At 41.4% G+C, this 14751-nt stretch carries 9 protein-coding genes and 2 pseudogenes; 8 read left to right on the forward strand and 3 right to left on the reverse strand.

Annotation, left to right across the window (positions count from 1 at the left end):
- Position 1 precedes the first annotated feature (1 nt).
- From DFO73_RS05575 to DFO73_RS05595, 6 genes and pseudogenes are all read left to right on the forward strand, one after another.
- Positions 2 to 739, forward strand: coding sequence for a WecB/TagA/CpsF family glycosyltransferase (locus tag DFO73_RS05575; protein WP_110063792.1), 738 nt, complete (start codon positions 2 to 4; stop codon positions 737 to 739).
- A pseudogene (locus tag DFO73_RS29775) lies at positions 736 to 2283 on the forward strand (putative polysaccharide biosynthesis protein); the annotation flags it as partial. The gene DFO73_RS05575 and the pseudogene DFO73_RS29775, both read left to right, overlap by 4 nt.
- A 183-nt stretch (positions 2284 to 2466) precedes the next feature.
- A pseudogene (locus tag DFO73_RS29780) lies at positions 2467 to 4260 on the forward strand (DUF5693 family protein); the annotation flags it as partial.
- Positions 4257 to 5330 carry a polysaccharide pyruvyl transferase CsaB gene (csaB, locus tag DFO73_RS05585; protein WP_110063794.1) on the forward strand — a complete coding sequence of 358 codons (1074 nt, stop codon included), beginning with the start codon at positions 4257 to 4259 and terminating at the stop codon, positions 5328 to 5330. The pseudogene DFO73_RS29780 and the gene csaB, both read left to right, overlap by 4 nt.
- Positions 5331 to 5703: 373 nt before the next feature.
- Positions 5704 to 8178: an S-layer homology domain-containing protein gene (locus tag DFO73_RS05590; RefSeq protein ID WP_110063795.1), complete on the forward strand. Its 2475-nt coding sequence runs from the start codon at positions 5704 to 5706 to the stop codon at positions 8176 to 8178.
- Positions 8179 to 8463: 285 nt separating this feature from the next.
- Positions 8464 to 8805, forward strand: coding sequence for a DUF3221 domain-containing protein (locus DFO73_RS05595; protein WP_110063796.1), 342 nt, complete (start codon positions 8464 to 8466; stop codon positions 8803 to 8805).
- Between the two features lie 94 nt (positions 8806 to 8899).
- Here DFO73_RS05595 and DFO73_RS05600 read toward each other — a convergent pair whose 3' ends face one another.
- Positions 8900 to 9085, reverse strand: a complete 186-nt coding sequence (locus tag DFO73_RS05600) for a hypothetical protein (RefSeq protein ID WP_110063797.1) — start codon at positions 9083 to 9085, stop codon at positions 8900 to 8902.
- A gap of 176 nt (positions 9086 to 9261) precedes the next feature.
- On the reverse strand, positions 9262 to 10266 hold the full coding sequence (locus tag DFO73_RS05605; protein WP_110063798.1) for an LCP family protein: 1005 nt from the start codon (positions 10264 to 10266) through the stop codon (positions 9262 to 9264).
- A 295-nt stretch (positions 10267 to 10561) separates the two neighbouring features.
- On the opposite strand from DFO73_RS05605, the gene DFO73_RS05610 reads away from it, so the two are divergent.
- Together DFO73_RS05610 and DFO73_RS05615 are read left to right on the forward strand one after the other, a co-directional pair.
- Positions 10562 to 11938: an N-acetylmuramoyl-L-alanine amidase gene (locus tag DFO73_RS05610; protein WP_110063799.1), complete on the forward strand. Its 1377-nt coding sequence runs from the start codon at positions 10562 to 10564 to the stop codon at positions 11936 to 11938.
- Between the two features lie 54 nt (positions 11939 to 11992).
- Positions 11993 to 13666, forward strand: a complete 1674-nt coding sequence (locus DFO73_RS05615) for a S8 family peptidase (protein ID WP_110063800.1) — start codon at positions 11993 to 11995, stop codon at positions 13664 to 13666.
- A 37-nt stretch (positions 13667 to 13703) separates the two neighbouring features.
- Here DFO73_RS05615 and DFO73_RS05620 read toward each other — a convergent pair whose 3' ends face one another.
- Complete coding sequence (locus DFO73_RS05620) at positions 13704 to 14711, reverse strand: C40 family peptidase (RefSeq protein WP_110063801.1); 1008 nt, start codon at positions 14709 to 14711, stop codon at positions 13704 to 13706.
- Positions 14712 to 14751 lie beyond the last annotated feature (40 nt).

The following is a 14751-nucleotide window of genomic DNA, read 5'->3' on the forward strand; positions in this document are numbered from 1 at the left end:
AATGACCTTGAAATTTGTGGACATTCTAGGTGTTCCTTTTATAAACATCACACGTTCTGAATTTGTAAAGCTTTTGGACCAGCATATTGAGAAAGAGGAGAAAGCTTTTGTGGTTACGGCAAATCCTGAAATTGTCATGAAGGCAATTGAAGAGCCGGAATACAAAAGCCTGCTCGACCGGGCCACATACATAACCGCCGACGGCATTGGCGTAGTAAAAGGTGCAGGCCTGCTGGGCAAGCCGCTTCCTGAGCGGGTGACTGGCTATGATACAATGATCGATCTGCTCGCGCTTGGAAATGAAAAGAACTTTAAAATCTACCTCTTGGGCGCTCAGCAGGAGACGATTGAAAAGGCAGTCGCCAATATCGGGGAAAACTATCCGAATGTTGAAATCGTTGGCTCCCATAATGGCTTTTTCGATTGGGACAGTCAGGAAATTCCGAATGAAATCCAGGAAAAGAAACCGGATCTTGTGTTTGTGGCGTTAGGTGTACCGCGTCAGGAAAAGTGGATCGCTACGAATATCGGCCGATTCGAAAAAGGGGTATTTATTGGCGTTGGCGGTAGCTTTGATGTCATTGCCGGCACAGTTGAACGAGCTCCGGAGGCATGGCAAAAAGCAAATCTTGAATGGCTATACCGATTAATCAAGCAGCCGAGCCGCTTTGGCCGGATGATGGCATTGCCGCGCTTTGCTGTGAAAATTCTAACCCAGAAGGTAAAGAACCAGAAATGAACAATACATTCGTAAAAAGTACACTTATACTCTCTGTCGCCACCCTGCTATCAAAGGTCCTCGGCAGTATATTCCGGATTCCTCTGCAGAATATTGCGGGGGATGAAGTGCTGGGGATTTTCAGTCTAGTCTATCCTGTTTATATGGTGGCGCTGATTTTATCAGTGGCAGGCATACCGATTGCCATTTCGAAGCTGATATCTGAAGCAAATGTAAACCGGGATACAGAGAAGATTCGGAACATCTATGTTTCTGCAGTCATTTTAGCTTTATTATTCGGTTTAGCAAGCTTTACGCTTGTGTTCAGTTTTTCAGCACAGATCGCGGAAGCGCTAGGGGGCCAATCGACAAGGCTTGCGTTAATTGTGGTATCTGGAACCCTGTTGGTTGCTCCGTATATGGCTGTATACAGAGGATATTTCCAGGGCTTTCAGGACATGAAGCCAACGGCCATCTCCCAGGTGCTTGAACAATTTATCCGGGTAGGAATTATTTTAATTTCTGCTTATATTTTAGTGCAGCAAAATCGCTCCGATGAGGTCGTTGCTGGAGGCATCATGGTAGGCTCCATTATTGGTGCCCTTTTATCAACAGTCTATTTAAGATGGCTGTTCCAAAAATCAGCATTAAAACCTGTCGAAAAAAATCCCTATACGTTTGGCGACTTTAAGAAAACAGGGAAGGAAATTCTCTATATTTCCCTGCCGATTGTCATTGGGTCCGTGACAATGGCTTTGCTGAATTTTGTGGATTCATTTACCGTCCCGTCAAGCTTGCAGAGGGCGGGGGTTCCGCAGGAAAATATTAATTATCAATATGGAATATACGGAAGAGGATTGTCGCTTGTACAAATCGCGACAGTTTTCTCTTCGTCGATTATCTTGCCGTTAATCCCTTTGATGACGAAAATGCTCACTGAAGGAAAGAAGGCGGAAGCAAAAGGGGTTATTGAGCGAACGCACTCCTTAACCCATCTTATTTCATGGCCGGCAGCTATTGGCTTGTTTGCACTGACGCTTCCAGTGAACCTTGCATTATTCACGGATCTTGAGGGAAGCTGGGTGCTGGCTGTCATTGGCTTAAGCTCTGTCTTTACCTCCCTGACCATATTGGGCACGGGAGTCCTTCAGGGGATGGATCTCGCCAGGCTGGGGGCGTATATCATTATTGGCGGTGTAGTGTTAAAGGTTATCACGAATATCGCCCTGATATCCGTATTCGGTCTGCCAGGCGCTGCTTATTCAACGCTGATCGTATACCTGGCCATTTTTATTGCCAATTCGATTTATATTTATAGAAAAATCCCATTCAAAGTTTGGGGATGGAAGACGACCTCCATGGTGATCTCCGCCGTTGTAATGGGTGCTGTCATTGGCTTGCCGACATTATACTGGAATATTGGCGAATGGAGCAGATTAACTGCGCTCGTCTATGTAATGGCGGCAATCGGTACAGGAGCAATTATTTATTTTATCCTGTTACTCGCAACAAGAGGCATTACCAAGGCAGAATTATTAAACCTTCCTGTTGTGTCCAAACTGTTTAAAAAAAGAACCGGTGGAGCAGAAACCGGATCAGGAGCACCAGGAACCGAAAAGCAGCGACCTTCGAAAGGGTGGAAAAACTTGAAAAAAGCGCTATGGGGTTTATTAATCCTATCACTGATTCTTGCCACACCAGGAATCGCCCAGAGGTTTCAGGCAGAATGGAAGAACAATGCCTATGAAATGGTGCTTCCATACGGAGATATCGAGACAATGGCCGAGGATGGCTTAACAACAGAAGAGATTCTCACCAGATTAAAGCAATCGGGCTTGCAGGCTGTGAGTATTGAGCCTGAAACGCTTAAGAGCTTAGAAGATAAAGGGTATGTGACAACCATTACTTCCGAAAGAATGAGGGAAGTATCTCTATTTGAAGAAGATGTAGAGGGAATGGCTGAACGGAACCTCCACGATGGCTTATATATTTATTTTCAAAGAGATGCAGGCATTAGAGATGAGTTATCTTCTATTTTTGCCGATGCGGACATCGAGGAAATAACATTCAGAGGCAAGGAATTATTATTTATTCCTGGAAATGTAAAAAAAATAGAGAACATGCCGCTCAGCTTCCTGACTGATAAAGCAGAGGAAGTTAAGGGAGCGGGTCTTTCTCTGGTGTTAAGAATTCAGAATGTGAAGCAGGAGGATAATCCTTTCCTGTTTGACCAGATGCTTGAGCTGGCTGACGAGGAAGCAGACAGAGTCCTATTCTTAGGAACAGAAGTATCAGGGGCCCCTGATGCTCCAAAAATCAAGGAATACGCAGAACGGTTAAAAGAAGCAAATATGTCTGTGTATACCATCGAATTCGCAGATCAAAAAGGCTTTTATACACTAGCCAACAGCCTTGATATGGATGTGATCCGCCTTCATAGCCTCAACTTAAATACAATCGAAAATGAAAGTGTAGGCGTGGAACGTGCGATAAGAGCTGTGAAGGAGAGGAATATCAGGTCCATTTTCCTGAGAGCAGAAGACAAGGACGGGAAAGAGGCACTGGAAAGCCTTGAGAATTTCATTGAGACGGTTCATAATGATATGCCGACTGTTTTCCATGCCGGCAAAGCAGAGGTTTTTGAAGACATTAATGTTCCTGTATGGAGCTACATCTTTGCATTTGCTTCAGCGATTTTATTTATTTCACTAGCAGCACTAGAAGTTTTCAAGAATCGGATTTTATTTATTCTTGCATTCCTCGGCATGCTTGCGCTTAGCCTTGGATATGCGGTATTAGGAAAGACCCTTATCTTACAAGGGATTGCTTTAATTGTTGCGATTGTAACCCCTGTATATGCCCTATTGCCATTACGGGATATAAAATCATTTAAAGATATTCTGATATCATATGGACGGGCTATTTTAATCAGTGCATCCGGCATCATGATTATCGTTGCATTGTTAAATGGCACGGAATATTTGATAAAAGTGGAGGCCTTTAGAGGCGTTAAGCTGATTTATATCTTCCCGATTTTCTTTATGTTTATGTTTGCAATGTGGATACTAATCAAAGGTGAGATTTTGACAAATATCAAAAGGTTCCTTAATATGGCTGTCCAATATTGGCATGTGGCTGCAATTGGAGTCATTGGGATTATCGGCCTTTATTACATTACCCGGACTGGAAACCAGGGTTCCGTTTCTGAGCTGGAGCTTGCATTCCGTTCGTGGCTGGAACAGCTCATGTATGTAAGACCAAGAACGAAGGAATTCTTAATTGGTTTTCCATTTTATATTCTGGCGCTATACGTGATAGGAATTAATAAAAAGTGGGGAGTATTCCTGCTGATCCCGGGTGTCATTGGATTCTTGTCCATCATGAATACCTTTACCCATTTGCACATCCCGCTGTATGTATCGATCTTAAGAACGGCTTATAGTTTAATTATCGGCCTTATTATAGGCTGGGTGCTGGTTCTTATCGCCAAAAAAGTGCATGCCATTTTTAACGAAAGAGTAAAGCCGAGGTGGTTTTCATGAATATAGTGTTATCCGGGTACTACGGTTTTAATAATGTCGGGGATGAGGCCATCCTTTACTCCATCATCCAGGCTCTAAGAGCGAACGATCCGAATGTGGGGATTACGGTTCTTTCAAATGATCCTACGTATACAGAGAAAACGTACGGAGTGAAGGCAGTCAACCGCTGGAAGCTTCCTGAAATCTTTAAGGCGCTAAAAAGTGCAGACGGTTTAATAAGCGGAGGGGGGAGCCTGCTTCAGGATGAAACAGGTCCCAAATCCATTCCTTATTACACAGGCATCATGAAGATCGCCCAGGTTCTGGGGAAGCCGGTCTTTGTGTATGCCCAGGGTATGGGTCCGATTCATAAGCCGTTCAATCAAAAGATTGTTAAAAGTGTACTTAAAAACACCCAGGTCACAGTCCGGGACGTGGCTTCCAAGAAGCTTCTTGAGGACATCGGGTTAAACCATTCGATTAAAATTGTTCCAGATCCGGTAATGGGCCTAACAAGAAAGGATACCTCCAGCCGATGGTGGACAGAGCAAGGCTTCAATGGACCCGTTGTTACGGTATCTGTAAGGGATTGGCCATCTTCCGTAGATTATAAAAAGAAAATGGCCGACGCGCTTGATCTTCTCGCAAAAGACGGCAACACAATTGTGTTTGTACCGATGCACGGGGAACATGATGATAAGACTTCAAAAGAAGTCGCTGGAATGATGAGTGCGAAAAGCTATGTATCGCCATATGACGATTCGATTGAGCAGAAAATTAACATCTTTGGGCAGTCCAACCTGCTTATCGGCATGAGGCTGCATGCGCTGATCTTTTCAGCGATTACAGTGACCCCGTTCGTGGCGCTTTCCTATGATCCGAAAATTGATGCTTTCGCTGAAATAAGCGGACAGCAGGTGGCTGGACATGTAAATGTGGATAACTGGAGTGAGCAGGAGCTTTACGAGGATGCCCAGCGTGTTCTTGTAAATGAAGAAGCGGAAAAGAAGCGTCTTGAAGACAAAATTGGCCCGCTGCAAAAGCAGGCGGCGGAAACGGCTAGTGATGCGATGGAGTATTTTAAAAGGTAATGAAAAAGGACTCTCAGGAGTCCTTTTTATTTTAGGCAGTTTACGCAAACTTTGTGAGGAGAGGTTGATTTCCGCTCCAGGATGCTCGCTTTCCGCGGGGCGGGCGGTGAGCCTCCTCGGCGCACAGCGCCTGTGGGGTCTCACCTGTCCCACTCCTCCCGCAGGAGTCTCGCACCTTACGCTCCAATCAACCAACCTTATTTATCCTGTTTGTTTCTATTCACTAATCTATTCAAAAACAACAATCTTTTAGAAAACAGTCTTATTTTATTATAGAAACTCCTTAAATATCATCCTCTTATTACCAGTATATTTATAAATTTCCATCAATTATAATTAATGGGTAACTATGTAGATAAGTGGGGTTAAAATAATGATAATTCCTAATTTTAAGGGCTTTATAATGGGTTTTATTGCAATTCTGCTATTTTTCTCAGTCTTTGCAAATCAAGAGTTTGCAGCCGCTGAAGAGAATCCTGTTATTGATATTTCCGCCAGTGACACTCACAAAATGGCACTGAAGAAGGATGGAAGTGTAGTGGTGTGGGGATCTGCCTTTACTTCTCTTACTGGTCCTAACCCAATTATGCAAAATGTTAGGTTGATATCTGCCGGATATCAATATTCAGTATTTATTAAACAGGATGAAACTGTTCATACATGGGGAAACAGCAAATATTTCCCCCAAGGCCAGCCGTCTGAAATAAAGGATGCTGCACAAATATCTGCAGGAAGAAGTCATGTGCTTGTTTTAAAGAGTGATGGCACTGTTATTAGCTGGGGGGAAGGACGTGGTACTGAGGTTCCGAATGGGTTAAAAGGAATAGTGTCCATATCAGCCGGCAACAACCACTCTCTTGCACTGGATGATAAGGGAAAGGTGTATGCGTGGGGAGAGGATTATGGCCGTAACGCTATACCGGAAAACTTGGGCCCGGTAAAAGCAATTACAGAAAGTCAAAACTATTGTGCAGCTTTGCAAAAAGATGGAAAGGTCGTGTGGTGGGGCCTGACTCCCAACAATATGAAACCGTCTGCGGCCCTGAACAATATTGTGGATATTAAGGCTTCTCCTATTCATATATTAGCTCTGCGTGCCGACGGTAAAATTGTTTATATAGGCAGTGAAAGTACTTGGCAATCAATGAGCAAGAAGGAAAAAGAATTTTACACTTATTACAGCAATATAAAGGCTATTGAAACCGGAGCAAATGATAATCTGCTATTATTGAATAATGGAAAAGTAGTAAACTTCGGAAACTCTGTTTCACCTCATCAAGTTCCTGGCGATATAAGGCAGCCAGGGTATAATACTGATTTGCTGGGTGCAGAGATCCGGGATAAAAACGGGTTTGTTGGCTATGCTGGTTTTGGAAAAACTCAGCAAGTGCATAATAAAAATATTCCGTATGGGATTAATCATATTGCCCTGGATGTCCGTACGGCCGATCCTTATGTTTCTTCTGTAACAATAAAAACGAATCAGGGGGAATTTAAAGAAAGCGACCTAATTCCTCTCGATACAGAAGGTTCTACATTTATTTCAATAAAAATAACGGCTGAAGATCAAAAAACAGCAAAGACCTATTTTTTACGGGTTGATCAAGCTCTTGAAGTGCAGTCATTATTTAACGAGACGACAGAGACTTTGACAGATTCATCCGAAGGAGTTTCCCTCATATTGTCTGAAGAATCGGTATTGGAGCAGCTGAATGAGTCTAAAGAACTTGATAGACTAAAAGTATGGACTCATCTTAATAATATTGGGAAAAACAAGGATGTTTCCATCCCTGGTTTAGTAATGGAGCAGCTGTACAAGAATAATAAGAAAGCCAAAATAGAAGTACATGATTCAGCTTATTCAGGTATTTTTTCTCTCGATTCTCTTCCTATCGAAACGTTATTAGAGAAACAAGAAATGGGACTGGAAGATTTAACATTTATTTTTCAATTCAGGTCTGAAAGTGCACCTGATTTCTTGGAAAAGCGAGGAATTACAGATTTATCTTCGGTCTATCGAGTGAACATTTTGTTAAAAAACGAAAATAAAGTGGAATCGATTCTGTTAAATGGTTTAGTAGAAAGCCAGTTTTCAAGAAGGGGCATAGGTGGAAATGAAAACTCTTTTTACATTGACCAAGATAAAGAAATGGCAGCCGTTTTTAAAAATAAAGAAATTGGAAAATCATTGCCCTTTGCCGCTGTTGAAGAAGGAAAAATAGGCATTAAACATCAATGGAATGAACCTTTCTTCTTTGCAGAAAATTATGTGAAGTTACAGGATATTAAGGGATTATGGAACGAGTATCAGGTGAACAAATTGAGTGCCAACAGAATTGTCCTTGGTAAGCCTGACGGTACATTTGAACCAAATCAATCCACCACTCGTATTCAATTTGCGGTAATCCTGACAAGAGCTCTAGGCTTGGAGCCTGTTCAAAAGTATAATCAAGAATTTAAGGATGTTTCCGGGAATGAATGGTTTGTCCCTGAACTCATGAGTGCTGTAAATGCAGGTATTGTAAAAGGGTCATCAGGCGGACGGTTTAATCCAAACGAACCGGTTACGCGTGAACAAGCTGCTGCCATGATAAGCAGAGCCATGAAAGAAACAGGATATGAAAAATTGAAGTTGAATGAGAGTAAAGATATCCTTCATTTTTCAGATGCCTCCAAAATAGGAATTTGGGCAAGGGAAGATGTCAAAACATTAGTGCAGGCAGATATTATTTCTGGAAAGACGGATGGAACTTTCGATCCTGGCGGCTACACAACCAGAAGCCAAATGGTTAAAATGCTGTACCAATTTTTAAAATTGGTTGAGTATGAAGAATGGGAACCTTTGTGATTATTTGAATGTTAAAATTACCTAATATGTATTTTGAGGAATGAAAAAAGGACTCAGATGAGTCCTTTTTTAAATTTGTTCTTTTTCACAGCTGATCCCATAGTTTACCCAAAAGATAATAAACTAGCAATACGGGGATTCCGCCGATCACTAAAGCCGCATAGAAAATATCATTAATCATGTTCCAATCCTCATACGTCAGGTTCATTCCTGGCAAGACAAGATAGTAAATGCGATGTAACTTACAAAGAAAAAATACGACTAATATTTGGGAGGTAAAATAACTTGAAAAAAATATTATTAATAGGAATTTGTTTTGTTTTTTTAGTTGCTTGTTCAAGTAACAACGAAAACATTGGTAAATCAATAAATAACGAAAATGAAAAAACACATATTGAAAATGATATGCCTGCAATTACAGGAGAAATTGTTAAAATAGAAAATGGAAGGTTTTTAGTGGAAAGCACAACCGAAAAATTACCAGATGGTAGACCAGATGCAATATGGTTTTCCACAAATGATATTGAATCTTTAAGAGTTGGTCAACTTGTTTCTGTATGGACTAACGAAATAAATGAAAGTTATCCAGCACAAGCGAATGCCGATAAAATTGAGATTAAAGAGTAAGTTTCGAGGACTGAATTTTAATTATTCAGCACTCTAAAAACAAGCGTATTCGTTTTATTTCGAATACGCTTGTTTTTAGAAAAGAAATCAATAATCAAGTTAAACAGAGCCTTTTATTAAGAATCTTTGTATCTTCTTCTACAGTAATCCACATCTGTCCTTCATGTTCTTGCACCTTTTTTGTTAAGCTGACCAAAACTCTGTTAGCTTCCTCGTTCACTTTAGTAACAATACCGCCAATGTCGTAATTTTTACTATCCACCTTTATTGTCTTTGTCATCAGCACTTAATTCCTAGCAGCTCAATAATAGACTGGGTACAAACAATAAAAGCATGGCCAAGTAAAGTAATCTCATTACAGTCACTCCCTTTATACAGTAGACGTAAAGGGTTGGTTTTTGTCTCAAAATATCACGAAATAAAAAAGCACCAGGCCACAAAGCCTGATGCTCTTTATTATTGCTCTATAGGACCATCATGAAGCTCAAGATGGCTCTGCAAATCAGTTTTTAATAATTCCAGTGCTTCCTGATCCAACTGATAGTAATAAGCTCCGCCAAGAGTGGAATCTTGTCCTTCAAGTGTTTTCGACTCAATGGTTAGTGGATCTTTGATCGCAAATTGTGCTAAATATTTCATCTCACCGAATGTAAGGTTGGTTTTCATATTAGAACCAATTGCATCAAACACATCATCGTATTTGGAAAAGGAATCAACAGAAGCTGCTTTACGAATAACTGCTTTAATGATTTCCTGCTGGCGTTTGCCGCGTTCAATATCGTTATCGATCTTTCTGGTACGGGCAAGGGCCAGTGCCTCTTCACCGTTCAAAGTCTGGAGTCCAGGTTCCAGGCTGATAGCGCCTGCTCTATCCTCGGAATCCTGTTCAGAGAAAGCGAATGGTACATCCACATCAATTCCGCCAAGTGCATCGATCACTTCCATGAAGGCCTGGAAATTTATACGGGCATAATAGTCAACTGGGATTTCAAGTAAATTCTCAACCGTTTCAATGGTTGCCTTAGGCCCGCCAAACGCATGCGCATGGTTGATTCTTGTTTCATAGCCTTCCTGTGGGATAAATACATAAGAGTCACGTGGAATACTTAACAACTTTGCCGTATGGTCTTTCTGGTTAACCGTCAGAAGCAGCAGTGCATCTGAGCGTGAATTTTCGCCAAAGCCACGCTTTTCGCTGTCATCCACACCAATAATCAACATCGAGAAATTATCTTTATCGATTTTAACGGCCTCTTCACGATGCGGTGACTTCTCCCGGCCTTCGATTTCTTCAAAAGATGCATTTGCCGTCCTCTTAAACTCCCCATAAAAATGAGTTCCAAGGAACGCAGTAAAAGCAAACAAAATCATAAGCGGCACCAAAATAACTAAAGCAACCCGTCTCTTGCGAAGCTTTCTTCTTTTATTTAAAGAAAAATCCTCTCTACTTCTATTAGTCATTTATGTTTCTCCTCTTTATATGGTAGTGGTATGGGTACCAGGTACCTAGACCAGTTATAGACCAATTTGTAATTTCCTGCATAAAACTTATTTTTACATACCCGCTATGTAAATATCAATAACAAAACATTAACAAAACTATTACTAAATTGGAAGAAATGATAGTCTATTGCTCTATATCATATTTTTTTTCGTAAGTCAAAATAATGAATTTGGAAAAATCGACATTTTTTTCAGTCTATTATGTTATAATATGACAAAATCTACAAAGATTGCAGGGGGAAACTGAGCAACAATGTTTAAGCGTATTTTTTATGGTTTATCGTTTCTAGTCACATTTTGTATTATGGCGATTTCAATGGGAGGGACAGGTTTAGCCGCTTATTTAACGGATATTCCTGAAAAATACTCATCTGAAATCAATTATTTGCTAGATCGGAAGGTTATTACAGGATACCCTGACCAAACGTTCAGGCCTGAGGTTAATGTTACCAGAGAGGAAGCCGCCACGATGATTGGCCGCGCAATGGGCTTAAATGGCCAGCAGCGTACAACCTCCTTCAGTGATGTCCCTCAATCTTCATATGCTTCCGGCTATATACAATCCGCTGTAGAGAAAGGGATTCTTACCGGATATAGTGATGGCACTTTCAGGCCCGAAAATAAGATGACAAGAGGGGAAATGGCTTACCTTCTTAAAAGGGCATTTAACTTATCAAGTACAAGCTATGTATTTTTCTCGGACGTCGCCAAAAGCGGCACACAATACACGGCGATTAACACGGTTGTAACAGCTGGCCTTGCCAATGGCTATCCGGATGGAAGCTACAGGCCGAATAATCCGATTAATCGTGCTGAATTTGCCGTATTAGTAGCGAGAGGTTTGAACCCAACATACCGTGTATCCTCAGCTGATCTCATTCCGATTGGTGAACGGATTGTAACAGCCGATTCGCTAAATGTCCGGGTAGGCCCGGGGACCGAGTACAAAGCAATAGGCAGTCTGCCAATGAATACAAAGATAACAATCTATTATTTTCATGGCGACTGGGTGTATTTTTCTTATGGAAGCTTAAAAGGATTTGTGCATTCAGCATATTTATCCGCTCCAAATACCAAAAAGAAGATTACAATCGATCCTGGCCATGGTGGATCCGATCCAGGGGCAATTGGCAATGGCATCTATGAAAAGGAACTAAATCTTTCTGTTGCCTTAAAAGTAAAAAAGATTCTGGATCAAAAAGGAATTCAAGTAGTGATGACCCGTACTACGGATACATCTGTATCATTACAAGATCGGGTTAAAATTGGAGTCGATTCAGGCTCAGATACATTCGTCAGTATCCATGGGAATAGCAACCTAGACAGTTCTGCCAATGGAACTGAAACTTACTATAGTATTGCTGGAACAAACACAAGATCAGAAAGCAGCAAGCAGCTGTCCAGCTTCATACAAAACAGACTATACAAATCGCTTGGTACAAGAAATCGAGGAGTGAAAACGGCGGAATTTTATGTCATTTATAAAAATCCGCTCCCAGCTGCACTGATCGAGTTAGGTTTTATCTCTAACTCCAGTGACGCACAAAAGCTGTCATCCGATTATTACCGAAACCAGGCAGCTGAAGCCATTGCATACGGAATAGTAGATTACTATAATTGGAAGTACTAAGAGAAACGGACTGCGGTCCGTTTCTTATTTTTAAAGAGAGAGGATTACCAGCCTATGAAAAGAATAATCTATGTATCTCTTTTTCTATTCCTCTTAATGGTTCCTTTTGAAGCGGAAGGTGAAGAGCCGGCGGAACGGGTCATTATCACATTTGATGGAGAGGTAGACGAGGCGGTGCTGGAGGAGTATGGAGTTGAAGTCCATCATATTTTTAACGAGCTTTCAGCTGCATCTATTACCATTACGATTGATGAGAAGGATGAGCTGCTTGAAGAAACAAGTGTATCAAGGATCGACCCTGATCCAGTTGTGAAAACAAGCTCCCAAATTACTGACTGGGGTTATGTAAAAGTCAACGCACCTCTTTCAAAAAAGTGGGGCTGGACAGGAAAGGGCATAAAGGTAGGAGTCATTGACACAGGAATTCGTACGAATCATCCAGACTTAAAGGTTGCTGGAGGAGTATCTTTTGTGGCAGGTGTTTCTTCTTATAATGATGACATGGGACATGGTACGCATGTTGCGGGCATCATATCAGCTAAGGATAACAGCATTGGCGTGGTAGGTGTTGCTCCTGAAGCGAACATCTATGCGATTAAGGCTTTAGACAGCAAAGGAGAAGGCAACCAATCAGATGTTGTGGCAGCAATCGACTGGGCGATTAATCAAAAGATGGATATTATCAATCTAAGCATTACATCACCGCAAGGCTCCTATTTATTAAGCCAAACTCTTCAAAAAGCGTATAATCAGGATATTATTATTATAGCGGCTTCAGGAAATTCCTTAACTCCGCTTACAGGCAGCCAGGATGTGTTATTTCCTGCCCGTTATCCAACGGTAATCGGAGTGGGATCGATTAATAGAAGTAACCAGAAATCATCTTTTTCTTATTATGGCGAATCCCTCGAATTAGTAGCACCGGGTGAGAAAATACTGAGCACTTTTGCTGGTTATGTCGATGGTGTCTACAAGGATTACTCCTATTCGGACGGCACATCCATGGCATCTCCGTTTGTAGCAGGAATTGCTGCATTATATAAACAAGCGTACCCAGAGTTTACAAATGCTCAAATTAGAACGCTTATGCAGCAATCCGCTATCGACTTAGGTGTGAAAGGCAAGGATAGCAGTTACGGCTATGGGCTTGTACAGCCGCCCTTTGAGGTAAACGGAGAACCATTCATTAGTTCCTTCCCGGATGTTAAAAGTAACGCCTGGTATGCAAAAGAAATCGAGTATCTATATGAAAACGACATCATAACCGGTTATCCGGACGGCCGTTTTGTTCCACAAAATCCTGTAACAAGAGCTGAAGCAGTGACGATGCTTGGAAAAGCGATGAAGCTATCAGGCGAGCTTAGCCAAACCAGCTTTACGGATGTGCCAAAAAGCAATTTTGCTTCAGGCTACATCAAAAGTGCAACAGATTCTAAACTCATAGCGGGATTTCCTGACGGTACCTTTAAACCTAATGCCCCAATCACAAGGGCAGATGTAGCAGTCATCCTAAAAAGAGCATATGGCTACCGGACAGACTACTCAAAATTATTTAAGGATGTCCCAAACGAAAAATATTACTTCGAAAGTGTTCATTCCATCCTCACAGCAGGAATCACAAACGGTTACCCAGATGGAACCTTTAGGCCGGCCGAAAGCATCTCAAGAGCAGAGTTCGCTGTATTCTTAGCAAGAGCGCTGGACGAGAGTTATAGAATAATAGAATAAAAGTAAAAAGGAATCAGCATACACTGATTCCTTTTTATTATTGCAAGGCACGATATAGGAATGTAGAGAACTCCGCACGTGAAGTTTGGCTAGATGGGCGGAAGGTTTGATCTGTATATCCGCCAGTAATGTTATTAGCTGAAAGTTTTTGAATCGCATTATATGCCCAATGCTCTGCATCTAAATCAGAGAATGAAGGTGTTTGTCCATTGTTCTGAAGTTTGAACACCCGTACAAATAATGCAGCAATTTCCGCACGGCTTATCGGTTCATCTGGCTTAAATTTATTGCCTTCATAGCCACCGAAGTAATTCTTTTCTGTTGCGGCCATGATATATTTGTATGCCCAATGGGACGATGACACATCACTATAGGAAGAACTTGAACTTCCTGAGTATGTAAGATTAAAAGTTTCACTCAACATTTTAGCTGCTTCCGAACGCTTAATGGTTCTTTCAGGAAGGAATAGTCCCCCATCATATCCATTGATAATGCCTTGTTTACTAAGTGAAGTAATAGGCGTTACTGCCCAATAGGTTTTAGAAACATCATAGTATTCTCCAGGAGCAAGCTTTGCTACTTTAACTTCCTCAAGCACTCGGCGTGCGCCTGCATAGCGGCTGCCCCAATAATATGGATCATTAATGGAATCGATCTTTACTCCTTTGGAGCTTGTTGCTGAAATAAATTGATTACTTCCTATGTATATACCAGCGTGAGAAACACCTGATTTATATGTATCTTTAAAATAAACAATATCCCCAGCCTTAAGATCGGCCTTGCTAACAGCTGTACCTGCCTTAGCCTGATCTGCTGCTGTTCGTGGCAATTTTACGTCAACCTTATTAAAAACATATCCTATATAACCCGAACAATCGAAACCGGATGGCGTTGTGCCCCCGAATTTATATGGGACTCCGATATAATCCTTCGCCAGTCTTACAACCTGTTCACCTGAAGTTTCTTCCATAGCTTGTCCATTAGTTGTAAAACTGGAAAGAGCTAATAGAACCACCGTCAGGCAAAATAGTAATCTTTTTAACATATTTCGCCTCCTAATCCAAATTATCTACAATAATTTTACC

The organism is Cytobacillus oceanisediminis (genome assembly GCF_003182355.1).
GTDB classification, from domain to species: Bacteria; Bacillota; Bacilli; order Bacillales; family Cytobacillaceae; genus Cytobacillus; species Cytobacillus oceanisediminis_A.

Coding starts and splice junctions, on each gene's coding strand:
- DFO73_RS05575 (WP_110063792.1), top strand. CDS start 2: ATGACCTTGAAATTTGTGGACATTCTAGGTGTTCCTTTTATAAACATC.
- csaB (WP_110063794.1), top strand. CDS start 4,257: ATGAATATAGTGTTATCCGGGTACTACGGTTTTAATAATGTCGGGGAT.
- DFO73_RS05590 (WP_110063795.1), top strand. CDS start 5,704: ATGATAATTCCTAATTTTAAGGGCTTTATAATGGGTTTTATTGCAATT.
- DFO73_RS05600 (WP_110063797.1), bottom strand. CDS start 9,085: ATGACAAAGACAATAAAGGTGGATAGTAAAAATTACGACATTGGCGGT.
- DFO73_RS05605 (WP_110063798.1), bottom strand. CDS start 10,266: ATGACTAATAGAAGTAGAGAGGATTTTTCTTTAAATAAAAGAAGAAAG.
- DFO73_RS05610 (WP_110063799.1), top strand. CDS start 10,562: ATGTTTAAGCGTATTTTTTATGGTTTATCGTTTCTAGTCACATTTTGT.
- DFO73_RS05615 (WP_110063800.1), top strand. CDS start 11,993: ATGAAAAGAATAATCTATGTATCTCTTTTTCTATTCCTCTTAATGGTT.
- DFO73_RS05620 (WP_110063801.1), bottom strand. CDS start 14,711: ATGTTAAAAAGATTACTATTTTGCCTGACGGTGGTTCTATTAGCTCTT.